The following is a 26,530-nucleotide window of genomic DNA, read 5'->3' as shown; positions in this document are numbered from 1 at the left end:
CAACGGCTTCCAACCTCTCTCTCACCTGGGGCTCGCGGCCTTCGACACTTCACCTGATCGCCTACTCGGCAGGGATCGCGCCGACCGAGACCGCCTATGAAGCGGCAACGGGTCCGGTCACCTTCGGCGAGCTGTACGCACGCGTGTCGGCGACCGCCGATGTGTTCATCGCCCAGGGCCTCGACACCGAGGCCGCGGTCGGCGCGGGTGTCACCCAGACCGAGGCCGCGCCCGGTCGCGCGCCCGCCGAGATCGCCGATGCCACCCGGCGCGCGATCGGGCTCATCCGTGACCGCGCCTTCGAACTCATCGGCAGCGCCGACCTCGGTTCGCTGCCCGGCCTGTTCCGTTCCGCCGCCGCCCGGCACGCCGACCGTCCGGCGGTCAGCGACTCGACCGGCGCGATCACCACCTATGCCGAACTCGACGAGCGCTCGGACGCCCTCGCACGCGGACTCCGTGCCGCCGGTGCCGGCCCCGGCCGGCTCGTCGGCGTGGCCCTCCCGCGCCGCACCGACCTGATCGTGGCGCTGCTCGCCGTGATGAAGACCGGATCGGCCTACCTGCCGCTCGACCGTTCGCAGCCGGTGGCCCGTGCCCGGTCGATCGTCGAGGACGCCGAGCCGCTGCTGGTGCTCGCCGATGCCGAACTCGCGGCGAACTGGGCCGAGATCGACGTCCGCTTCGTTTCCCCCGAGGACGTGGACGACCCTTCGAGACGCCCCTCCGCAAGCTCCGGGGCTCCTCAGGGAGCGGAGGGGGCCGGTACCGTCGACCTCCCTTCTCTCGACGACCGACTGCCCGCCTATCTGATCTACACCTCGGGCTCGACCGGCAAGCCCAAGGGCGTCGTCGTCTCGCATCGCGAGGTAGTGGCGCTGATGAAGTCGGCTGCCGAGGAGTTCTCCTTCGGCCCCGACGACGTGTGGACCCTGTTCCACTCGTACGCCTTCGATTTCTCCGTCTGGGAGATCTGGGGTCCGCTCGTGACGGGCGGCCGGGTGGTCGTCGTCGACCAGGACACGACCCGCGACCCGGACGCGTTCGTCGAACTCCTGGCCGCCGAACGCGTCACCGTGCTGAGCCAGACGCCGTCGGCCTTCTATCAGCTCGTAGCCGCGCAGCGCCGTCGCCGGGCCGAGCTGAGTCTGCGCTACATCGTCTTCGGTGGCGAGGCGTTGAGTTTCGAGCAGGTGCGTCGCTGGTTCGACGACAATCCGGACGATCGCGCGCAGCTGGTCAACATGTACGGCATCACCGAGACGACCGTTCATGTCAGTCACCGTCCGCTGCAGCGGGATTCGGTGTCCGCAGGGGACGCGTCGTTCATCGGCCGTCCGCTGTCGTCGCTGAACATCCACATCCTGGACTCACGGCTCCGGCCGGTGCCCGAGGGCGTCATCGGCGAGATGTATGTGACGGGTACCCAGCTCGCGCAGGGTTATCGCAGGCGCGCCGGACTGAGCGCCACCCGGTTCGTCGCCAATCCGTTCGCGGGCAACGGACTTGCCGCGGGCGACCGGATGTACCGCACGGGTGACCTCGCACGGCGGGTCGGCGACGACATCGAGTACCTGGGTCGTGGCGATGCGCAGGTGCAGCTTCGCGGTTTCCGCATCGAATACGGCGAGATCGAGGCCGCCCTGATCGGTGTCGAGGGGATCGCCGCCGGCGCCGCGAACGTGGTCGAGCTCCCGGACCGCGGCGAGATCCTCGCCGCCTACGTGGTTCCCGAGCCCGGTGCCGTCGTCGACGAGCAGCTCGTCCGTCGCCGCGTCGCGACCGCCGTGCCGGAGTACATGGTCCCCGACGTGATCATGTCGGTCGAGCGTCTGCCGCTGACGCAGAACGGCAAACTCGACCGCGGTGCGCTGCCGAGGCCGGTACTCGCCACGACCACCGAATTCGTCGCCCCGCAGAACGAGACCGAGACCGCCCTGCGCGACATCTTCGCCGAGGTGCTCGGTCTCGAGGACATCAGTGTGGTCGAGTCGGTGTTCGACGTCGGCGGCAACTCGTTGCTCGCTGCGCGGATCGTCGGCCGTGCCGCCGAGACGTTGGGTGTCGACCTCACCGTCCGCGATCTGTTCGACGCGCCGACGGTGCGTGATCTCGCGCTCGCCGCCGCCTCGAAGCGCCCCGGCCTGCCTCCGATCGAACCCGCCGCCCGTCCGGAGCGGATCCCGCTGTCGCTCGCGCAGCAGCGGATGTGGTTCATCAACCGGTTCGACCCCGCGTCGCCCGCCTACAACATCCCGATGGTGCTGCGACTGTCGGGAGCGCTCGACGCCGATGCCCTGCGGACCGCGCTGCTCGACGTCATGGAGCGGCACGAGGTCCTGCGCACCACCTATCCCGAAGCCGACGGCGAGCCCTACCAGGTGGTGCACGATCCGTCCGCCGCCGCCGAGATGCTCGACTGGCGTGCAGTCGCCGAATCCGAGCTCCCGGCCCTTCTGATGCGTGGCTTCGACGTCACCTCCGAACTTCCCGTACGCGTGGGCATCTCGCGTACCTCGGACACCGAGGCCGTGCTGGGTCTGGTCGTGCACCACATCTCCTGCGACGGCGAGTCACTCGCGCCGCTGGTCGGCGATCTGATCACCGCCTACAGCGCCCGCGTGGCCGGCGTCATGCCGTCCTTCGAGCCGTTGCCGGTGCAGATGGCCGACGTCGCGCTCTGGCAGCGCCGGGTTCTCGGCGCGGCCACCGATGAGTCATCGCTCATCGGCGCGCAGCTGCAGTACTGGGCGCGGCAACTCGACGGTGTCCCCGACGTGCTGGAACTCCCCACCGACCGTCCGCGGCCCGCCGTCGCCTCCCAGCGTGGTGCGCGCATCGAATTCGCTGTGCCGCAGGAGATCTCCGAGCGGGTCGCCGGGCTCGCCCGGGATCGTGGACTCACGCCGTTCATGGTCGCGCACGCCGCGCTGTCGGCACTGCTGTCCCGTCTGTCGGCGACCGAGGACATCGCCGTCGGCACGCCCATCGCCGGCCGCGGCCAGTCGATCCTCGATCCGATGGTGGGCATGTTCGTCAACACGCTCGTCCTGCGGACCGGCGTCGACGCTCACCGCACGTTCAGCGAACTGCTCGACGACGTCCGACGCACCGATCTCGAGGCCTTCGCCAACGCGGACATCCCGTTCGAGGCCGTGGTCGAACGCGTCAACCCGTTGCGTTCGGAGGCCTATGCACCACTGGCGCAGGTGTGGCTCGCCTTCGACCAGTCGGCCATCGCCGACCTGGCATCGCAGACGCTGACCATCGGGACCGACGACCTCGACGCGGGAGGCCTCGCGGTCACCCCGGTCGAACCGCACGACATGTCCGCCAAGGTGGACCTGACGCTGGGGATCGCCGACAACGGCGACAACTGGCAGGGGTCGGTGGTCTACGCGACCGATCTGTACGACGCCGACACCGTGCGGGTTCTCGCCGACCGCTTCGTCCGCGTTCTCGACGCCCTCACCGCCGACCCGGATGCGGTCATCGGTGACACCGACCTGGTGACCGCGGAGGAACTCGACCTGATCGACCGGTGGGGGAGGGGTGCCGACGCCGGCGCGCCCACGCCGCCGTCGACGGTTGCCGACGCGCTGTCGGAGTCGTTCGCGCGCAATGCGTCCCGGACGGCGGTCCGCGCCGATGGGGGCGCGCTGGACTATGCCGGCTACGGTGCACTGGTCAACGCGTTCGCCCGCCGTCTGGTCGATGCGGGCGTCGGACCCGAGGTCGCGGTGGCCGTCGCCGTCCCGCGCTCGGTGGAGATGCTCGTCGCGGTGCACGGCGTCGTCCTCGCGGGCGGGCATTACGTACCGCTGGATCCCGCGGCGCCCGAGGACGTCGTGCGCAGGCAACTGGCCATGTCGGGGACAACCGTCCTCGCGGTCGCCGGTGACATCCCGGCCTGGGCGCAGGCCGCCGACGAAACGATCACCCTGCTCGGCGTGGATCTGCCGGAGCTCTCGACGGCACCGTCGGAGCCGCTCACCGCCGCCGACCGCCGCGCGCCGCTGCGCAGCGAGCACCCGGCCTACACGCTGTTCACCTCCGGCTCGACCGGACAGCCCAAGGGCGTGACGGTCACGCACCGCGGACTGCACGACATGCTGTCCTGGTTCGGCGCCTACACCGGTGAACCGGCCGACGAGCGCGTGTTGGTCAAGACGCCGTACACGTTCGACGCCTCGGTGTGGGAACTGTTCTGGCCGTTCGTCAGTGGTGCGACGGCGGTCGTGGCCGCGCCCGACGGCCATCGCGATCCCGCGCACCTCGCCCGGATGATCGCCGACGAACAGGTCACCTCGGTGCAGTTCGTCCCGTCGCTGCTCGCGGTGTTCCTCGACGAGACCTTCGATCCCGCCACCGGTCTGTCCTCGGTGCGTCAGATCTTCACCGGCGGTGAGGCACTCACTCCTGCGGTGACCCAGCAGACCCTCGCGGCGGCCCCGCACACGGTCATCGTCAACCAGTACGGTCCGACCGAGATGACCGTCGACGCGACGATCGCGACGCTGGCCGAGCCGGTCGACGTCGTCCCGGTCGGTCGTCCCGCGCCGGGCCTGACCGCACGCATTCTCGACGCGCGACTACGCCCGGTCGCACCCGGCGTTCCGGGTGAGTTGTATCTGGGCGGTGCGCAGATGGCGCGCGGTTATGCCGCCGCGCCCGCGCTGACCGCCGCGTCCTTCATCGCCGACCCCGCAGGCGATCCCGGAGCCCGCCTGTACCGGACGGGCGACCTCGCGCGCTGGCGTGCCGATGGCGAGATCGAGTACCTCGGCCGCACCGACTTCCAGGTCAAGATCCACGGTCAGCGCATCGAACTCGGTGAGACCGAAGCGGTACTGGCGGCGGCACCGGGAGTGGTCTCGGTCGCGGCGGCGGTCACCAGGACCCCGGCGGGCGACGCCCTCGTCGCCTATCTGACCGGACATCCCGGCGACACGATCGACGTGGACGCGGTCCGTGCCTTCGCCGCCGATCGGCTGCTCGCACACCTGCGTCCGACACTGTGGGTCGTCCTCGACGAGATGCCCCGCAACGCATCCGGCAAGGTGGATCGTCGCGCACTGCCTGCCCCCACGATCACCGAGTCGGAGATCGTCGAGGCGGCGACCCCGGCCGAGCAGACGCTCGCCGATGTGGTCGCTGAAGTACTCGGCGTGGAACGGGTGTCGGTCGTCGATTCCTTCTTCGACCTCGGCGGCAACTCGCTGGCCGCCATGCGCGTGGCCGCCCGCGCGGGCGCGGCGCTCGGCGTCGAGGTGAGCGTGCGCGACCTCTTCGACGCCCCGAGCGTGCGCGAACTCGCCCTCCGGGTTGCCGACCGCGTACCCGGTCTGCCGCCGGTGACCGCGGTCTCCCCGCGTCCCGACGAGATCCCGCTGTCCTATGCGCAGCAACGGATCTGGTTCATCAACCAGTTCGACACCGCCTCGGCCGCCTACAACATCCCGATCGCGCTGCGCCTGCGCGGCAAGCTCGACCTCGCCGCCCTGCGCGCCGCGATGGTCGACGTCGTCGAACGCCAGGAAGTCCTCCGCACCGTCTTCCCGTCGATCGACGGTGCCCCGCGCCAGGTCATCGGCGACGCCGCCGGTGTGGGAGCGGAGCTCGACTGGGACGTCGTCGACGACGAGTCCGATCTCTTCGCCGCGGCGGGCGCCGGTTTCGACGTGACGACGCAGCGTCCCATCCGGATTCGCGTCCACCGTGTTGACGACCTCGAACACATCGTCCTCATCGTGATCCACCACATCGCGGGCGACGGTGAGTCGATGCGTCCCCTGGTCACCGATGTCGTGACCGCGTACGTCGCACGGTCGCAGGGCCGGGCACCCGAATTCGCCGCCCTACAGGTGCAGTTCGCCGATGTCGCGCTGTGGCAGCGGCGTGAGCTGGGTTCGATCGACGACCCGGCGTCGCGCGTGTCCGCCCAGGTCGACTACTGGCGGTCGAAGTTGGCTGGACTGCCCGAGGTTCTCGAGCTGCCCGGCGATCGTCCCCGCCCTCGCGTCGCCTCGATGCGGGGCGCCGAGTTGGCCTTCGAGATCGACTCGGCGACAGCAGATCTCGTCCGCGGGTTGGCTGCCGAGCGCGGCGTCACCGAGTTCATGGTCATCCATGCCGCGCTCGCGGTGCTCCTGTCGCGTCTGTCGGCCACCGATGACATCGCCATCGGCACCCCGATCGCCGGCCGCGGTGACGCCGCCCTCGATCCGCTCGTCGGCATGTTCGTCAACACCCTGGTGCTCCGCGCCGTCGTCGACCCGGGCGGACGGTTCGCCGATCTCCTCGACTCGGTGCGGGTCACCGATCTCGACGCGTTCGCACACGCCGACGCCCCGTTCGAGGCTGTCGTCGATGCCCTCTCACCCTCTCGCTCCGAGGCGTTCGCCCCGCTGACGCAGATCCTGCTCACGGTGGACCCGACGCCCGCGGATCCCTCGACGCTGGTCGCCGACATCGACGATCTCGCGGTCGAAGTGGTGGAGACCGAAGAGAACTCGGCCAAGGTCGACCTGACCGTCGGCCTCCGCGGCGGCCGTGGCGGGTCCTGGATCGGCCGCGTCAACTACGCCACCGATCTGTTCGACGAGGCGACCGTCGCCGACATGATGCGTCGCTTCGCCCGGTTGCTGCACGACCTCGCCGCCGATGCCGGCGCGATCGTCGGCGATGCCGAACTGCTCGACCCCGCTGAACGTGCCGAACTCACCCCCGTGGGCCGGAAACCGGCGAATCCCGCTGTGCCGCTGGCAGATCTGTTCGCCGACGCGGCCGCCCGCGGCGCCGACCGTGTTGCGGTCACCGACCCCGGCCGGTCGCTGACGTATCGGGAACTCGACGCGCAGTCGAATCGACTCGCACGCCATCTGCTCGCGCAGGGCATCGGCCGCGGAACGCTGGTGGCGCTGGTCATCCCGCGCTCGGTCGACCTCATGGTCGCGATCTGGGCGGTCGCGAAGACCGGCGCCGGATACGTGCCGATCGACCCGGACTACCCGGCCGACCGCGTCGCGCACATGATCACCGACTCCGGCGCGGCCATCGGGCTCACGCTGACCGGTGTCGCCGACGTCGATGCCTTCGGCGGGCGCTGGATCACCCTTGACGCCGAGGCCGTCGGCGCCGCCGTGTCGGCACACCCCGACGCCGGGGTCACCGATTCGGATCGTGGCGCCCCGGTGCGTACCGACGACACCGCCTACGTGATCTACACCTCCGGTTCGACGGGCCTCCCCAAGGGTGTCGCCGTCACCCACGGCGGACTCCGCAACTTCGGCATCGAGGCGGTCGAGCGGTCCGGGATCACCGCCGACTCCCGTGTGCTCGGTTTCGCCTCACCGAGTTTCGACGCCTTCGTACTCGAGTACCTGCTCGCGTTCACCGCGGGCGCCGCGGTCGTCTACCGGCACCGCGATGCGGTCGCCGGTGCGCCCCTCGCCGACTACATGCGCGAGCAGCGCATCACCCACACCTTCCTCACCCCGACCGTGCTGGCGTCACTGGATCCGGCCGATCTGCCCTCGCTGGAGACCGTCTGGGCAGGCGGCGAGGCCGTGCCCGAGGGCCTGCGCGACCGGTGGAGCCGGTTCGTCGCCTTCCGGAACGTCTACGGCCCCACCGAGACCACCATCGTCATCACCGTCGCCCCGCCGACGCATGCCGGCGAGCCGCTCTACATCGGGCCTCCCATCGACGGCATCGACCTGTTGGTGCTCGACAGCCGTCTCCGTCCGGTACCGGTCGGGGTCGCGGGCGAACTCTATGTCAGCGGTCCGGCTCTCGCGCGCGGCTATCTCGACCGTCCCGGTCTGACCGCCGAGCGCTTCGTCGCCGACCCGTACGGTGCACCCGGCGCACGGATCTATCGCACGGGAGACGTCGTCCGGTGGGCTCGTGGCCGCGACGGCGCGCTGACGGTCGACTACGTCGGACGCTCCGACGACCAGATCAAGCTCCGCGGTCTGCGCATCGAACTCGGCGAGATCGAGAACGCGCTGACCGATCACCCGTCCGTGGCCTCCGCGGTCGTCGTCGGGGTCGACGCAGACGGCGGACTCGCCGCGAGCGGGCAGTCGGTGGTGACCGCGCTCGCCGCGTACGTGGTTCCCCGCGACACCGTCGAGATCGCTTCGCTGCGCGATCATCTCGCGGACCGGCTGCCGTTGTTCATGGTGCCCGCGAGCATCACCGTCCTCGACGCCCTGCCGCTGACCCCGGTGGGCAAGCTGGACCGCCGGGCGCTGCCCGCACCCACGATCGAGGTCGAATCCGACCACGTGGAACCCGAGAACGCGGTCGAGCAGCAACTCGCCTCGATCATCGCCGGTCTGCTCGGACTCGAGCGGGTCAGCGTCACCGACTCGTTCTTCGCCCTCGGCGGCGACTCCATCATGTCCATCCAGGTCGCGTCGGCCTCGCGGGCCGCCGGCATCGACGTCTCACCGCGGGACATCTTCGAACACAAGACCGTTCGCGGAATCGCACGTGCGATCGGCTCCCGTGGCGAACGCGTCCCGGCGCTCGACGAGCTCCCCGGCGGCGGGGTCGGTCCGATGACCGTTCCGCCGGTGGTGTCCTGGGTTCTGGAACAGACCGACGACATATCCGACTTCGCCGACTTCTCCCAGTCGATGGTGCTGACCGCACCGAGCGGGCTGACCGCCGAGGTCGCGCAGGAACTCCTCGCGCAGGTGGTCGACGTCCACCCGATGCTCGGTGCGGCCGTCGAACCCGGCGAGAACCCGGGCGGATGGCGGATGCGCACCGGCGTGATGCCGCTGCAGCCCGGTGCGGTGACCACGATGCAGAGTCCGGCACCCGCCGGCGAGCAGCAGTTCGACGAGGCCGTCGTCGCGGCCTTCGAAGAGGCGTCGCGACGCCTGGACCCGACCACCGGGCAGCTGGTCGCGGCCGTCCTGCTGACCGACCCCGCCGGTGACGCGCGGCTGGTCGTCGTCATCCACCACCTCGGCGTCGACGCCGTGTCCTGGCGCGTCATCATCGAGGACCTGCTGACCGCGTGGGCGCAACACGAAGCGGGACAGCCGTATTCGCTGCGCCCGGAGGTCACCTCGGCGCGCGGTTTCGCCGCGGCGCTCGAGGCTCGGCGCCCCGACCGTGACCACGAGTTGCGCTACTGGCTCGATCGGTCGCCGGAACAGGTCACCGATCTCGGGGGACGGCTCGATCGCGGGCGTGATCGCATGTCCACCACCGAGACCGTCGTGCACACCGTCGGCTCGACGGTCACCGAGGCGCTGCTCACGACCGTGCCCACCGCTTTCCGGGGCAACGTCAACGACGCCCTCGTCGCGGCCCTGGCGCGCGCGATCCGCTCGTGGCAGCAGTCTCGCGGGATCGTCGACGACGCCCCGGTCACCCTGCTGCTCGAGGGCCACGGCCGGTACGAAGAAGCACTGCTGCGCGGCGACGATCCGCGCACCGTCGATCTGTCGCGGACCGTCGGATGGTTCACCACCATCGCACCGATGGCCGTCGACGTCCACTCCGACGCCATCCGGACCGTCAAGGCGGCCAAGGAAGAACGAGTGGGCCAGCCGGACAACGGGATCGGTTACGGCCTGCTCCGCTACTCCGGCACCGAACTCGCGCACCGCCCGCTGCCGAACATCGGGTTCAACTATCTCGGCAACGTGACCGGGACCGGCGGTGTCGCCGCGACCGAGGCCGACGCCGCACTGGCCTTCCTGCCCGATCCGTCGGCACCGCGCCTGCCGGGCACGGTCACCGGTGCCATGGTGGTGCCGAACCTGTTGAGCATCAACGCCGGAACCGCCATCGGCGACGCCGGTCGCGAGTTCGTCGCCGGTTTCACGTTCCCCCGCGGGGTTCTCGATCCGGCAGACGTCGACGATCTCGCGCAGCGCTGGGACGACGAACTCGCGCTCGTCGTCGACGAGATCAGCCGGGTCGGCGACCCGGGTCTGTCTCCGTCGGATGTGGTTGGCGCCCGCGTCACCCAGGACGACCTCGACCACCTCGCGCGCACCCATCCCGGCGCCGACGTGTGGCCGCTGTCGCCGCTCCAGCGCGGCCTGCAGTTCCAGGCCGAACTCGCCGCCGCCCGCCGGGACCAGGGCGCCGTCGACGTGTACACGGCGCAGGCCGTGCTGACCCTCAAGGGTGAGATCGACGCCGATCGCCTCGCCGGCGCCGTGCGCGAGGTGTTCGACAAGCATCGGGTGCTGCGTTCCAGCTTCATCCGGGTGCCGAGCGGCGAGGTCGTCGCGGTGGTACCGGACACCGTCGACATCCCTTGGCGGGTGGTCGATCTCGACACCGACGCGGGTGCCGAACACGCCTCGGACGGCGTGGCGGACGTCGCGGCCCTCGAGCGGGCCACCTCGTTCGATCTCGGGTCCGGGCCGCTGATGCGGTTCGTCCTGGTACGAAGCGGCGCGACGTCCACCCTCGTGGTCACCAGCCACCACATCCTCATCGACGGCTGGTCGAGTCCGCTGATCATGGCCGACCTGTTCGCCCTGTACGCGACCGGACAGACCTACACCGGCACCGTGGCCGGCGCCGCATCCGGCTCGGACGCACCCGGTGACTACTTCGACTACCTGCGCTACATCGCCGATTCCGACACCGAGGCCGGGATCGCCGCCTGGCGTTCGGTGCTGTCGATCGTGGACGAGCCGACCCTCGTGGGCGCCGGCCGGGAGGCCACCAGCGACCAGCTGCCGCGAGACCACAGCGTGCTGTTGCCGCCCGAGATCACCTCGGCCATCGACGATCTCACCCGCACGCGGGGCGTCACCGTCTCGACGGTGATGCAGTTCGCGTGGTCGGTCCTGTTGTCCCGCATCACCGGTCAGCGAGTTGTCGTCTTCGGCGAGACCGTGTCCGGCCGACCGGCCGACCTCGATGGTGTCGAGACGATGGTGGGCCTGTTCATCAACACGTTGCCCGCGGTCGCCGATGTGGACCCGAACAGCAGCGCCGCCGATGTGCTCGACGCGCTGCAGGCGTCGAAGGTGGCCGTTCTCGACCACCAGCACCTCGGCCTGCCCGAACTCACCGCGCTGGTGGGCCGCGGCCAGTTGTTCGACACGCTGACCGTGCACGAGTCGTACCCGGTCGACGCGCAGTCGCTCAAGCAGGGCGCCGATGCGGGCGGTATCGGGATCGCCGACCTCGAGGCGTCCGATTCCACCCACTATCCGCTCAACATGGTCACCGGCGTGATCGGCGATCGCATCGAGCTGAAGCTGAAGTACCTGCCGGCCGCATTCGACGAGCGTCAAGTGCAGGTGTACAGCGATGCGCTGGTACGCATCCTGACGACGCTGGTGACCGATCCGGCCATCGAGGTCGGCGCGATCTCGCTTCTCGACGACGCGGACTACCGCCGTGGACTCGTCGCGCCGGTCACCCGCACCACGAACACCGATTCGTCGCTGGCGGCTCTGTTCGAGCGTGCGGTGTCGGCGCATGCGGACCGTCCTGCGGTCACCGACACCGCCACCACGGTGAGCTACCGCGACCTCGACGAGCGGTCGGCCGCGATCGCCGCGGCGCTGCGGGCCCGGGGCGTCCGGCCGGGCGATCTCGTGGCGGTCGCGCCGTCACGCAGCGTCGACCTCGTCGCCGCCATCCTGGGCGTGTTGCGCTCCGGTGCCGGATATCTCCCCCTCGACACCACCAACCCGGTCGAGCGACTGGCCTTCATCGTCTCCGACGCCGCACCGAGTGCGGTTCTCATCGACGAGACAACCGCCGACTTCGAACTGTGGACGCAGCTGGGTTCGGTCCCGGTGGTGACGGTCGACGAGCTGGTCGACGAGGGTGCCGGCGCCACAACGGAACCGGTCTCGATCCACCCGGATTCGCGCGCATACGTCATCTACACCTCGGGTTCCACCGGCCGCCCCAAGGGCGTCGAGGTGACCCACCGCGACGTCATCACGCTGATGGACACCGCCGCAGGCGATTTCGAGTTCGCCGCGACGGACGTGTGGACGATGTTCCACTCCTACGCCTTCGACTTCTCGGTCTGGGAACTGTGGGGTCCGCTGCTCACCGGTGCCCGCCTCGTCCTGGTCGACCGCGACCTCGCCCGCGCGCCGGAGGAGTTCGTCGACCTCCTCGCGCGTGAGGGGGTCACGGTCCTCAGCCAGACGCCGTCGGCGTTCTATCAGCTCGCCGAGGCCCGGCGACGCAATGACGCCGCACTCGCGTTGCGCTACATCGTGTTCGGTGGTGAGGCCCTCAGCTTCGAGCAGGTCCGCCGCTGGTTCGACGACCATGCCGGCGAGAGCACGGTGCTGGTCAACATGTACGGCATCACCGAGACGACCGTGCACGTCAGTTTCCGTCCGCTCGATCCGGCGTCGGTGGCCGCCGACGACGCGAGCTTCATCGGACGTCCGCTGTCGTCGCTGGCCATCCACGTGCTCGACGACCGCCTCCGTCCGGTTCCCGAGGGTGTCGTCGGCGAGATGTATGTCACCGGTGGACAATTGGCGCAGGGTTACCTCGAACGCGCCGGCCTGTCCGCGACGCGTTTCGTGGCCTCTCCCTACGGCGAGCCCGGCTCCCGGATGTACCGGACCGGCGACCTGGCCCGTCGGGTGGCCGGTGACATCGAGTACCTCGGACGCGGTGACGCACAGGTGCAGTTGCGCGGCTACCGTATCGAGTTCGGTGAGATCGAGGCCGCGCTGCTGGCGGTCCCGGGAGTGACCGCCGCGGCGGCCCGGGTCGTCGAGATCCCCGGTCGCGGTGAGCAACTCGTCGGTTACCTGGTTCGCGACACCGGTGGCGCCGACGTCGATGCCGCCGAGGTGCGGCGGATCGCCGCGCGCTCGGTACCCGCGTACATGGTCCCCGACCAGATCGCGGTGCTCGACGCTCTGCCGCTGACCGCCAACGGCAAACTCGACCGCGACGCGCTGCCGGTGCCCGATTCCGGTGTGGCCGCCGACGAGGTGGTCCCCCCGGCGACCCCCGCGGAGACAGCGGTCGCCGAGGTGTTCGCCGACGTCCTCGGCCTCGACGAGCTCGGCGTGACGACGAGCTTCTTCGACCTCGGCGGAAACTCGCTGTCGGCAACTCGTCTGGCCTCCCGGGTCGCCGACGCGCTCGGCGTGGGCGTGTCGGTGCGCGACGTCTTCGAGGCGCCGTCGGTGCGCGACCTGGTCGCCGCGGTGACCGGCGGAGACGCCGGCTCCGGCGGTTCCTCCACGCGCGGCGCGAACCTGCCGCCCGTGGTTGCGGTCTCGCCGCGCCCGGACCGGATCCCGCTGTCCTTCGCCCAACAACGCCTCTGGTTCATCAACCGGTTCGAACCCGCGTCGTCGACCTACAACATCCCGATCGGGCTGCGCCTGCGAGGTCCGGTCGATGCCGAGGCCCTGCACGCCGCGGTCGAGGACCTCGTCGTCCGTCAGGCCGTGTTGCGGACGACGTTCCCCGACGTCGAGGGGGTCCCGTATCAGCGGATCCACGGACGCGACGAGGTCGACCGTCTCGACTGGGCGATCGTGGACTCCCAGGAGCACCTCGAGACCGCGATCACGTCCGGCTTCGACGTCACCGTCGACTGGCCGATCCGTGCGCGGTTGTGGCCGGTCGCCGCCGACGAATTCGTCTTCGTCGTGGTCGTGCACCACATCGCCGCCGACGGCGAATCGATGAAACCCATGCTCGCGGATCTCATCACCGCCTACGGTGCGCGCGTGTCGGGTCAGGAGCCCGAGTACGCCGAGCTCGAGGTCGAGTTCGCCGACTACGCACTGTGGCAGCACGACGTCTTCGGCTCGGCCGGCGACCCGGACTCGCTCATCGCGGCCCAGCTCGACTTCTGGACGAGCCGGCTCGCCGGCACGCCGGACGTCCTCGAACTGCCCACCGACCGCCCGCGCCCGCCGGTGGCGTCGCAGCGCGGCGCCCGCTTCGACTTCGACATCCCGGCCGCGGTCGGCGATGCGATCGAACGGGTCGCATCCGAACGCGGGGTGACCCCGTTCATGGTCGTCCACGCGGCACTCACCGTGCTGCTCGCGCGTCTGTCGGCGACCGACGACATCGTCGTCGGCACCCCCATCGCGGGGCGCGGGAAGGCCGCACTCGACGCGCTCGTCGGCATGTTCGTGAACACCCTGGTGCTGCGCGTCCCGGTGACAGGCGAGGAGACCTTCGACGCACTGCTGGACCGGGTGCGCACGATCGATCTGGATGCGTTCGCCAACTCCGACGTCCCCTTCGAGACCCTCGTGGAGGCCCTCAACCCGGTGCGGACGGAATCGTTCGCCCCTCTGGCGCAGGTCAATCTGACCTTCGACCAGTCCGCCTCCGCGGACTTCGCCATCGACGCAGAACAGAGCGGGTCGATCGGTGACCTGGATTTCGAGCCTCTCCCGCCGGCGGCTCCGGGCGCCAAGGTGGACCTGAACTTCGCCATCGACAGGGGAGACGACGGTCGGCGCTGGGCCGGTTCGGTCATCTACGCGACCGATCTCTTCGACGAGTCGACCATCGATGCACTGACGCAGCGGCTCGTCGCCGTGCTGCAGTCCGTCCTGGCGGCGCCGTCGCGTCCCGTCGGCGATGTCGATCTCGTATTGCCCGCCGAGTCGGCCCGCCTGCTGGATTTCGAGGCGGGGCCCCGTGCCGAGGTGGGTGCGCCGGACACTGTCGCCGACCTGGTGTCGGCGTGGGCCGCAGCCACCCCCGATGTGCCCGCGGTCATCTACGACGACCGGGTCGTCGACGCGGCGGAGTTCGCCGCGCATGTGTCACTGCTCGCCCGCGAACTCATCGATGCGGGCGTCGGACCCGATGCTGCGGTCGGGGTCTGCCTCGACCGGTCGGTCGAGATCATGGTCGCGGTGCACGCGATCGTCGCGGCGGGCGGGCAGTACGTGCCCATCGACCCGGAGAGCCCCGTCGAGCGAAGCCGGTACATCCTGGAGACGGCTCGGGTCGCGACTGTCGTGACCGGACCCGGCGACACTCCCGAGGCGCTCGCCGAATTCGCGGGCCGCGTCGTGCGTGCCGACAGTACGGTGCCACTGCCCGACGCACCGGTGCCGCCCGTGACGGGGGCGCAACGCCTCGGCGTCGTCCATCCGGACAATGCCGTCTACACGATCTTCACGTCCGGCTCCACGGGCCGGCCCAAGGGCGTGACCGTCACCCACGGCGCCCTGCGCAACACCCTGGCGTGGTTCAGCGACTCGAACGGCGAAGGCGCACATCGCTTCCTGATGAAGACGCCCTACACCTTCGACGCGTCGGTGTGGGAGTTCTTCGGACCGGTGTTCAACCGGAGCGCGGTCGTCGTGGCCGAGCCCGGCGGGCACCGTGATCCCCGGTACCTCGCGGGACTCATCGAGCGTCACGGCGTGACGTCGGTCAAGTTCGTCCCCTCGATGCTGGCCGCCTTCCTGGACGGCGCGACCGGGGCGGGCATCGAGAAGCTCGCGACCCTGCGCCGCATCTTCTCCGGCGGCGAGGCCCTGCTGCCCGGTCTGGCCACCGGGTTGGCCACCGAATTGCCCGACGCGCTCCTGGTCAACCAGTACGGTCCCACCGAGGCCGTCGTCGACATCACCTACGGTGCGGTCACCGACCCGTCGGCGCAGAACATCCCGATCGGCACACCGGTCTGGAACTCGTCCGTGCATGTCCTCGACGCCCGCTTGCGGCCCGTGCCCGTCGGTGTCGCGGGAGAGCTGTATCTGGGCGGCGTCCAGCTTGCCCGCGGTTACGCCTCGCGCTCGGGACTGACCGCCGAGACCTTCGTGGCCGATCCGTTCGGACCGGCCGGTGCCCGGTTGTACCGCACCGGCGACCGGGGTCGGTGGAACGCCAACGGTGAACTGGAGTATCTGGGCCGCAACGACTTCCAGGTGAAGCTGCGTGGCCAGCGCATCGAACTCGGGGAGATCGAGTCGATCCTGGGTTCGGCGCCCGGCGTCGTGCACACCGCCGTCGTCGTCTCCGCCCCGGCGGGTGGAGGCGAACAACTGGTCGCCTACCTCGCCGGCGGCCCGGGCGTGACGCCCGACCTCGACACGGTCAAGGACCTCGCGCGTCGCGGCCTGCCGCAGTTCATGGTGCCGACGACCTGGATGGTCCTCGACCAGATGCCGCTGACGACATCGGGAAAGGTCGATCGTCGCGCGCTGCCCACACCCGATGTGAGCCAGCGCGAGGTGGTTGCGCCCGCGAACGACACCGAAGCCGCAGTGGCCGAGGCGTTCTCGGGCCTGCTCGGGGTGGACGACATCGGTGTCACCGAGAGCTTCTTCGACATCGGCGGCACGTCTCTCTCGGCGATGCGCCTGGCCGCTCGTGTCTCCGACGTCCTCGGGGTCGAGGTGTCGGTCCGCGACGTCTTCGACGCCCCGACGGTTCGGGAACTCGTGGCCGGCACCACCGAGCGCGACCGTGCGCTGCCGCCGGTCGTCGCGGTATCGCCACGCCCGCAACGCATCCCGTTGTCGTTCGCGCAGCAGCGGATGTGGTTCATCAACCAGTTCGACCCGACGCTGCCCACCTACAACATCCCGACCGTCGTGCGGCTGGCCGGAGATCTCGACGTACCGGCGCTGCAGGCGGCGATCGCCGACGTGGTGGCTCGCCACGACGTGCTGCACACGACGTTCCCGCAGGACGAACAGGGTCCGTACCAGCTGATCTCGGATGCCTCGGAGGTCGCCTCCGGCCTCGACTTCTCGATCGTCTCGACGGCCGAGGAATTCGAGCGGACGATCACCCGCGGCTTCGACGTGTCGGCGGAATGGCCGGTGCGAGCCTGCCTGTGGCCGGCCGAGGACGACACCCACATCCTGGGTCTGATCGCCCACCACATCGCCTTCGACGGTGAGTCGCGCAAGCCGCTCGTCGCCGACCTGGTGGCGGCTTATGTCGCTCGCAGCGCCGGGGAGGTCCCGGCTCTCGCGCCGCTCGACGTCCAGTTCGCCGACTTCGCGATCTGGCAGCACGACGTGCTCGGTTCCGCCGACGATCCCGAGTCGGTCCTGGGCCGTCAGCTCGCGCACTGGACCGAACGTCTGACCGGACTGCCCGACGTCCTCGAGCTCCCGACCGACCACGCCCGGCCCGCGGTCGCCTCGGCCCGGGGCGGACGACTCGGCTTCGAGATCCCCGCCGAGGTCGCCGACGCGGTGGCCGCCACCGCGCGCACGCACGGCGTCACCCCCTTCATGGTCGTGCACGCCGCGCTCGCGGTGCTGCTCGCGCGGTTGTCGGCCACCGACGACATCGCGATCGCGACCCCTGTCGCCGGACGTGGTTCACGCGTCCTCGACCCGCTGGTCGGCATGTTCGTCAACACCCTCGTCCTGCGGTCGCGCATCGCGCCGGAGATGAGCGTGGACGAGCTGCTGGCACAGGTGCGCGGGACCGACCTCGACGCGTTCACCAACGCCGACATCCCGTTCGAGACGCTCGTCGAACACCTGGACCCCATCCGTTCCGAGGCGTTCGCGCCCCTCGCGCAGGTCCTGCTGACCCTGGGTGAGGCGCTGCCCGCCGGACCCGGGGTGCTCGGCGAGGACGCCGCCGCCGGCGCGGCCGAGCTGCCCGGACTGGCGATCACCCCCGTGGAACCGCCTGAGGTCTCTGCCCAGCTCGACCTCGCCGTGGCCGTCTCGGTCGGAGCGGCCGGTCAGGCGTGGTCGGGGAGTGTGATCTACGCGCTCGACCTGTTCGAGGCCGGCACCGTGGCCGGATTCGCCGACCGCCTGGTCTCGCTGCTGCGCGACATGACCGGCGCCGGTCGCGACACCGTCGCCGTGGGCGATCTCGCGCTCGTCTCGGCCGACGACCGTGCCCGCGTCGACGGCTGGTCGGTCGGTGAGACCACGGTCTTCGGAAGTCCGGTGATCGCCGACGCGGTGGCCACACGTATCGCCGAGGACCCGACGCAGGTGGCCATCGACTTCGAAGGTCGTCGACTCACCTACGGTGAATTCGGCTCGCGCGTGGCCGATCTCGCGCGGACCCTGATCGGGCTGGGGATCGGTCCCGAGGTCGCCGTCGGCGTCTGCATCGACCGTTCGGTCGAGATGGTCGTCGCCGTGCACGCCGTGCTCGCCGCGGGTGGTCAGTACGTGCCGATCGACACCGCCGCACCGGCCGATCGGGTTCAGTACATGATCGAGACCGCCCGGGTCGCCGTCGTGCTGTCCGCCGGTGACGCTCGTCCGGAGGCGATCGACGGACTCGACGACGGGATCACGCTGGTGCAGGTGGACGCGACGAGCGCCGTCGCCGACACCGCGCCCGTCACCGACGCGGACCGCCTCGCGCCGCTGCGGGGCGACCACGCCGCCTACACGCTGTTCACCTCCGGCTCCACCGGCCGCCCCAAGGGCGTCACGGTGTCGCACGCCTCCGTCATGAACCGGTTGTGGTGGGGACTCGGGGAATTCCCGTGGACCGTCGGCGACCGCATCGTGCAGAAGACTCCCTACACCTTCGACGTCTCCGTGCCGGAGTTGTTCGGCCCGTTGATCTCCGGCGCGACGATGATCGTCGCCCGGCCCGGCGGTCACACCGACCCCGACTATCTCGTGGACCTGATCTCCTCGACACGGGCCACGTCGGTGCACTTCGTCCCGTCGATGATGTCGATCTTCCTCGATCTCGTCCCGGCCGGACGATTCGCCGAGATGTCGGCGCTGCGATGGGTTTTCGCCTCAGGTGAGGCGCTGCCGCCGGCCGTCGTGGCCAAGCTGCACGCCCTGCTGCCGCAGGTCTCCATCGTCAATCTCTTCGGGCCCACGGAGGCGGCCGTGGAGGTCGCCGTCGCCGACGTGTCCACCGCCCCGGCGATCATTCCGATCGGCGTGCCCGTCGCGAACACGTCGACATGGGTCCTCGACGCGCGGCTGCGACCGGTTCCGGCCGGGGTGCCGGGTGAGTTGTACCTCGGCGGCGTCCAGCTCGCCCGCGGTTATGCCGCACGCGCCGACCTGTCCGCGGAACGGTTCGTCGCCGATCCGTACGGCGAACCGGGTTCGCGTCTCTACCGCACCGGCGACCTCGTGCGCTGGCGGGCAGGCGGAACCCTGGAGTACCTGGGCCGCACCGACTTCCAGGTCAAGCTGCGCGGCCAGCGCATCGAGCTCGGTGAGATCGAGTCCGTGATCGCGACCGTCGAGGGTGTCGTGCACACCGCCGTCACGGTGGCCAAGGCCCCGACGGGCGCCGACCACCTCGTCGGTTACGTCGCGCCGGAAGGGGTCGACCTCGACCTCGTCAAGTCGACGGTGGCCGCCGAGCTACCGGAGTACATGCGTCCGACCGTGTGGATGACGCTGCCGTACATCACCCTCAACAGTGCCGGCAAGATCGATCGAAAGGCGCTGCCGGAGCCGGAGTTCGGGGTACACACCGAGATGTTCGTGGCGCCGGCCACGACGACCGAGGAAGTACTCGCCTCCATCGTCGCGCACCTCATCGGTATCCCGCGGGTGTCGGTGACCGAGTCGTTCTTCGCCCTCGGCGGGGACTCGATCATGTCGATCCAGCTCGCGTCCGCGGCGCGCGCCGCGGGCGTCGACCTGTCCCCGCGCGAGATCTTCGAGCACCGCACGATCCGCGGCATGGCCGCCGCGGCCGATGACGACGCCGCCCGCCTGCCGATGCTCGAGGAGTCCTCGGCGGGCACCGGACCGGTCACGGTGTCCCCGGTCGTGCACTGGATGATCGAACACGCCTCGGCTCCATCGGATTTCGCCGACTTCGTGCAGGCCGCGGTGCTCCGGGCACCGGACGGACTCGACGTCGAGCGGCTGATCGAGCTCCTCGCGGCGGTCGTCGACGCGCATCCCATGCTCACCGCGACCCTCGCGCAGACCGAGGACGGATGGCGGTCGACCGTCGGAAACACATTCGACGGCGCGTCCGCGGTCATCGAGGTGTCGAGTGTCGCCGCGGTCGGTACCGACGAGTTCGACTCCGACGTCCGTACCGCGTTCGGTGCGGTGTCGGCCACCCTCGACCCCGAGGCCGGGCAGCTGGTTCGGGCCGCACTGATCCGCGACCGCGACGGCGTGGGGCGGGTGCTCCTGGTCATCCATCACCTCGGCGTGGACGCCGTGTCCTGGCCGATCCTCATCGAAGACCTGATCACCGGATGGGCGCAGCTCTCCGACGGTCGGGACATCGAACTGCGCGCCGAACAGACGAGCGCCCGGGCGTGGACGGATGCCCTTGCGGCCCGGACTGATTCGTGGCACGAGCAGCGCAACCACTGGCTCGAGCAGTTGCCGCCGCGGCCCACGCCGCTCGGCGTCACGCTCGACCGCACCCGCGACCTGATGTCCACCGAGCGCCACGTCTCCCTCGAGGTCGGCGCCCCGGTGACCCGATCCGTGCTGACGGCGGTGCCGGAGGCATTCGGCGGCAACGTCAGCGACGTCCTGCTCGGTGCTTTCGCCCGTGCGGTCCGATCCTGGCAGTCACGTCGCGAGATCACCGACAGCGCACCGGTCACGGTCCTCACCGAGGGTCACGGCCGGTACGAGGAGGTCCTCGCCGCCGGCGAGTCGCCGCGTCGCGCGGACCTGTCCCGGTCGGTCGGCTGGTTCACCACCATCGTCCCCGTCCGCCTCGATCCCGGTACCGACGTGGTGCACGCGGTGAAGGCTGCGAAGGAAGCGCGTCTGGCCCAGCCGGACAACGGCATCGGATTCGGGTGGCTGCGCTACGGATCCGGGGCCGCCGACCCCGATTCCGACACCCGGGAACTGGCCACGCGTCCGCTCCCGAGCATCTCCTTCAACTACTTCGGTGCCGGCGGAGGCGCAGGCGCGCCGGACGCCGAGGTGCTCCCGTTCACCCACGCTCCGGACGCGCCGATCCTGGGATCGTCCGCGTCCGGTCGGATGGTGGCTCTGAGCACCTTGGGCGTGAGCGTGACCACCTCACTCGACGAGCAGGGCAACCGCAAGCTCGTCGCCGGTGCCAGCTTCCCCGGCTCACTGTTCGCCGACGACGAGGTCACCGATCTCCTCGACATGTGGGCGGCCGAACTGGCTGCGCTGACCCAGGCGATCGGTTCGGGCACCCGCGTCGGCCTGTCCCCGTCGGACGTCCCGGGCACCGGCGTCACCCAGCGCGACCTCGACGACCTGGCCCGCACGTATCCGGGCGCGGCGGTGTGGCCGCTGACGCCGCTGCAACAAGGTCTGTACTTCCAAGCGCAGCTCGCCGCGTCCGGCCAGGACTCCGGCGCCGTGGACGTCTACGTCACCCAGGTGGTCCTCACGCTGGGCGGCCGTGTCGACGGCGATCGGCTGCGCGGTTCGGCCGAGCAACTCTTCGCCCGACACCGCGTGATGCGGTCGGCCTACCTCCGGACCGGCAGCGGCGCGGTCGTCGCGGTGATCCCCGAGCACGTCGAGATCCCGTGGCGAGTGGTTCGGCTGGACTCCGGGGTGACCGCCGAGGACGCGGATGCCGAGATCCGGCGGATCGTCGAGGGCGAGCGGCTGGCCCGGTTCGACCTCGGCCGACCGCCCCTGGTGCGGTTCGTACTCGTCTGGCACGACGACCAGGCGCACCTCGTGGTGACCAACCACCACATCCTGATGGACGGCTGGTCCGGTCCGCTGGTCCTGGCCGACCTGCTCGCCCTGTACGCCACGGGGGAGACCTACACCGGCCAGGTTGCCGGCGGTGAGGGATCGCAGCGATCGGACTTCGCCGACCACGTCCGGCGGCTCGCCGCCGCCGACCGCGACGCCGGTCTGGCGGCATGGCGACAGGTGCTCGCGCCGATCGAGGGCCCGACTCTCGTGGCGCCCGGACTCGAGGCCACCGACGACGAACTGCCCCGGCAGCACCGGGTCATGCTCGACGAGGAGACGACCGCGGGGCTCGAGGAGCTCACCCGAACCGAGGGCGTCACCACCGCCACGGTCATGCAGTTCGCCTGGTCTGTTCTGCTGTCGCGGATGACCGGCAACCGGGTCGTGGTGTTCGGCGAGACCGTCTCGGGCCGGCCCGCGGATCTGCCGGGCGTGGAGACGATGGTCGGGCTCTTCATCAACACGCTGCCCAGCGTCGTCGACGTCGATCCGGCCGCGACCATCGTCGAGGTGCTCCGCAGGCTGCAGGCCGCCAAGGTCGCGGTCATGGATCACCAGCACCTGGGTCTGTCCGACCTGACGGCTCTGGCCGGATCGGCCCAGCTGTTCGACACGCTGACCGTCCACGAGTCGTTCCCGATCGACACCGAGGCCCTGTCGTCGCAGGACGCGACCGAAGGCCTGGCCGACGGTCTCGTCGTCGCCGACGTCGACTCCAGGAGCACCACCCACTACCCGATCAACCTGATCACCGCGGCCGCGGGCGGACGGGTGTCGCTGCAGCTGAAGTACCTGCCCGCCGCCTTCGGCGACGACCAGATCCGGGTCTTCGGCGAGATCCTGGTGCACATCCTGGAGACGGTGGCCCGCACTCCCCACGAGCGGACGTCCGACATCCCGCTGGTCTCCACGGTGGACGGTCTCGACGTCGCCGAGTGGTCTCGCGGACACGAGGTCGAGATCCCGGGCGAGCACACCGTCGTCGACCTCGTCGCCGATGCGCGCACACGCGCGGCGGATCGCCCCGCCGTGCTCTTCGACGACCGCGTGGTGCACTACGACGAGTTCGCCGCCCGGGTGAGCATCCTTGCGCGAGAACTGATCTCGCTCGGTGTCGGACCCGATGTCGCCGTCGGCGTCTGCATCGACCGCTCGGTCGAGGTGATGGTCGCCGTACACGCCATCGTGGCGGCCGGCGGTCAGTACGTGCCGATCGACACCGAATCCCCGGTCGAGCGCACGCAATACATGATCGACACCGCGGACGTCGCCATGGTGCTCATCGGTGCCGAGCGTCCGGAAGCGCTCGCGGGTGTGGATCTCCCGGTGGTCGTCGTCGACGCGTCCGCGCCCGTCGACACCGCGGTCGCCTCGGTGTCCGACGCCGATCGACCCGTCCGGGTGCTGCCGGACCACGCCGTCTACACGATCTTCACGTCCGGATCGACCGGACGCCCCAAGGGCGTGACCGTCACCCACGGTGCGCTGCGCAACACCCTCGAGTGGTTCACCGAGTCGAACGGCCCGGGTGAGCACGTCTTCTTCCTCAAGACGCCCTACACGTTCGACGCGTCCGTGTGGGACTACTTCGGCGGCATCTTCGCCGCGTCGCCGGTCGTCGTCGCCGAACCCGGCGGACATCGGGACCCGGTCTACCTGGCACGCCTCATCGAACGCCATCGGGTCACGACCGCCAAGTTCGTGCCCTCGATGCTCGCGGCGTTCCTCGACGGCGCCACCGGCGCCGGGGACGCCGACCTCTCGTCGATGCGCCGGATCTTCTCCGGTGGTGAGGCTCTGAGCCCCGCCCTCGCCGGTGGTCTGCTCCGACTGCTCCCCGAACTCGGGCTCTACAACCAGTACGGTCCGACCGAGGCGACCGTCGACATCACCTACGGACGCGTGGACCGGCCGACGCCGAACATCCCCATCGGGGCACCGGTGTGGAACTCGACGGTCCGTGTCCTCGACGATCGGCTGCGACCGGTCCCGCCGGGCGTCCCGGGTGAGATGTATCTCGGCGGACCCCAGCTGGCCCGCGGTTACGCCTCGCGGCCGGGGCTCACCGCCGAGACCTTCGTCGCCGATCCCTTCGATCCACGCGGCGGCCGGTTGTACCGCACCGGTGACCGCGCCCGGTGGAACACCGACGGCGTGCTGGAATACCTGGGCCGCGCCGACTTCCAGGTGAAGCTGCGCGGGCAGCGCATCGAGCTCGGCGAGATCGAGTCCGTGCTGTCCTCGGCGCCGGGTGTCGTGCATGTGGCCGTCGTCGTGGCCACCGCCCCGAGCGGCGGCGAGCAACTCGTCGCCTACGTCGCCGGACGTCCCGGTGAGGAGGTCGATCTCGACCTCGTGCGCGGAGCGTCCGTGCGGGGTCTGCCGGAGTTCATGCGACCCACGGTCTGGATGGCGCTTCCCGAGATGCCGCGGACCACCTCGGGCAAGGTGGACCGACGGGCGCTGCCCCGGCCCGAGTTCGCCACCGGTGAGTACGTGGCTCCCGAGACGCCGGAGGAGACCGCGGTCGCCGAGGTCTTCGCGGAGCTCCTCCAGGTCGAGCGGGTGGGTGCCACCGACAGCTTCTTCGAGCTGGGCGGCAACTCGCTGTCGGCGATGCGGGTCAGTGCCCGCGTCGGTGACGCCCTGGGTGTCGAGGTCTCGGTCCGCGACGTCTTCGAGGCGCCGTCGGTGCGCGAGCTGGTGTCCGCCCTGACCGGTCGCGGCTCCCGGATCGCGCCCGTGGTGGCGGTGTCGCCACGGCCCGAACGGATTCCGCTGTCCTTCGCGCAGACCCGGATGTGGTTCCTCAACCGCCTGCATCCCGCGGCGCCCACACACAACATGACGATCGTGCTGCGGCTGTCGGGCGACCTCGACGTCGAGGCACTGCACACCGCGCTGGGCGACGTCGTCCGCAGGCACGAGGTCCTGCGCACGACGTTCCCGGATGCCGAAGGCGTGCCCTTCCAGCTCGTGCATCCGCCGGAATCGGTCGCCGACCGGCTCGACTGGGAGGTCGTCGGGTCCGAAGACGACATCTTCGCCGCGGTGACAAGGGGATTCGACGTCACCGAGGAGTGGCCGTTCCGGACGCGCCTCTGGGCGGTCGAACCCGGTGAGTTCGTGCTCGCCGTCGTGTTCCACCACATCGGTGCCGACGGCGAGTCCATGGCCCCGCTGGTCTCCGACCTGGTCTCCGCCTACAGCTCCCGCGTCGCCGGGAACGAGCCCCAATTCCCGCCGTTCGCCGTGCAATTCGCCGATTACGCGATCTGGCAGCACACCGTCCTCGGCTCGGTCGACGACCCGGATTCGGTCGTCGGACGCCAGTTGGCCTATTGGGCCGGGCACCTCGCCGGTGTTCCCGACGTACTCGAACTGCCGTCGGACCGTCCGCGTCCGCCGGTCGCCTCCGGGCGCGGCGCCCGCGCACGGGTCGAGATCCCGGCCGAGATCGGCGAGCGCGTCACCGAGGTCGCGCGCGGAGCCGACGTGACGCCGTTCATGGTGCTGCACGGCGCCGTCGCGGTGCTGCTCGCACGCCTGTCGGCCACCGACGACATCGTCGTCAGCACGCCGATCGCCGGTCGCGGTCAGGCGGAGCTCGATCCGCTCGTCGGCATGTTCGTCAACACCCTGGTGCTGCGGACACTGGTCGACGGCGCCCAGTCGTTCGAACAGCTCCTGTCCGCGGTGCGCGACGTCGACCTGAACGCGTTCGCCCACGCCGACGTCCCGTTCGAGACCGTGGTCGACCGGCTGAGTCCGGTTCGCTCGGAGGCCTTCGCGCCGCTGGCCCAGGTCATGTTCTCGTTCAGCCCGTCGGCGACCGCCGCCGAGGCACTCGGTGACGCGGCCGGCATCACGGTGACGCCGTACGCGGACGTGATGGTCTCGTCGCAGATCGATCTCTGGATCACCGTCTCCTCGCGGCCCGCCGGGCAGACCTGGCCGGTGAACCTCGACTACTCGACCGACCTCTTCGACGAGCCGACGGTGCTCGAGTTCGGCGAACGCTTCATCCGTCTTCTCGATGCCCTGACCTCGGTCCCGGACCGGGCAGTGGGGGATGCGCCGTTCGTCGCCGAGGACACGACGGCCGCCATCGAGTCGGCCGAGTGGGGCGAGCGGGTGGAACTGCCCGCAGTGCAGACCGTCAGCGACGCCGTCTCCGCCCAGGCGCAGCGCACCCCGGACGCCACCGCGATCGTCTTCGGCGACCGCGAGGTGTCCTACGCCGAGTTCGTCGCCCGGGTCAACACACTGGCCCGCGACCTCATCGAGGCCGGTGTCGGGCCGGATGTGGCAGTCGCCCTGTGCATTCCGCGCTCCGTCGAGATGATGGTCGCGATCCACGCCGTCATCGCCGCGGGTGGACAGTACGTCCCGGTCGACGTGGCCGCCCCCGCCGACCGCGTCCGCTACATGTACGAGACCGCCGGTGCGCGGGTGCTGCTCGTCGCCGACGCCGAGGGTGTCCGGGACGCGGTGGCCGCCGCCGACGACGCCGGTGTGCGGGTCGTCGTGGTCGACGCCTCGGCCCTGGTGGACGTCGACTCGTCGGCCGCCGCACCGGTGTCCGACGCGGAGCGACTCTCCCCGCTGCGCCCCGACGACGCCGCGTACACCTTGTTCACCTCGGGCTCCACGGGTCGCCCCAAGGGCGTGACGTTGTCGCATGCCGCGGTGCTGAACCGATTGTGGTGGGGCCTGGACGCCCTGCCGATCGGTCCCGACGACGTCGTCATGCAGAAGACGCCGTACACATTCGACTGTTCGGTGCCGGAATTGTTCGCGCCGTTGTCGATCGGTGCCCGCCTGGTGGTCCTCGCCGACGGCGGACACCTGAACCCGCGCCAGGTCGCCGACGAGATCGCCCGCACGGGCACGACGATGATCCACTTCGTGCCGTCGATGCT

The 26,530-nt window shown here is 70.3% G+C and carries 1 protein-coding gene (only partly in view); it reads left to right on the top strand.

The whole window is internal to a non-ribosomal peptide synthase/polyketide synthase gene (locus MAY35_RS10810; RefSeq protein ID WP_238421309.1) on the top strand: the coding sequence, 40,266 nt in all, runs 16 nt past the left edge and 13,720 nt past the right edge, and what appears here is coding positions 17-26,546 (codon 6, partial, through codon 8,849, partial); the first complete codon in view begins at position 3. Both codon boundaries (start and stop) fall beyond the window edges.

It is taken from the genome of Gordonia sp. 'Campus', from assembly GCF_022206305.1.
GTDB lineage: Bacteria > Actinomycetota > Actinomycetes > Mycobacteriales > Mycobacteriaceae > Gordonia.
Note: the sequence above shows the minus strand (reverse complement) of the source record. Positions and strands in the feature narration are given on the sequence as shown.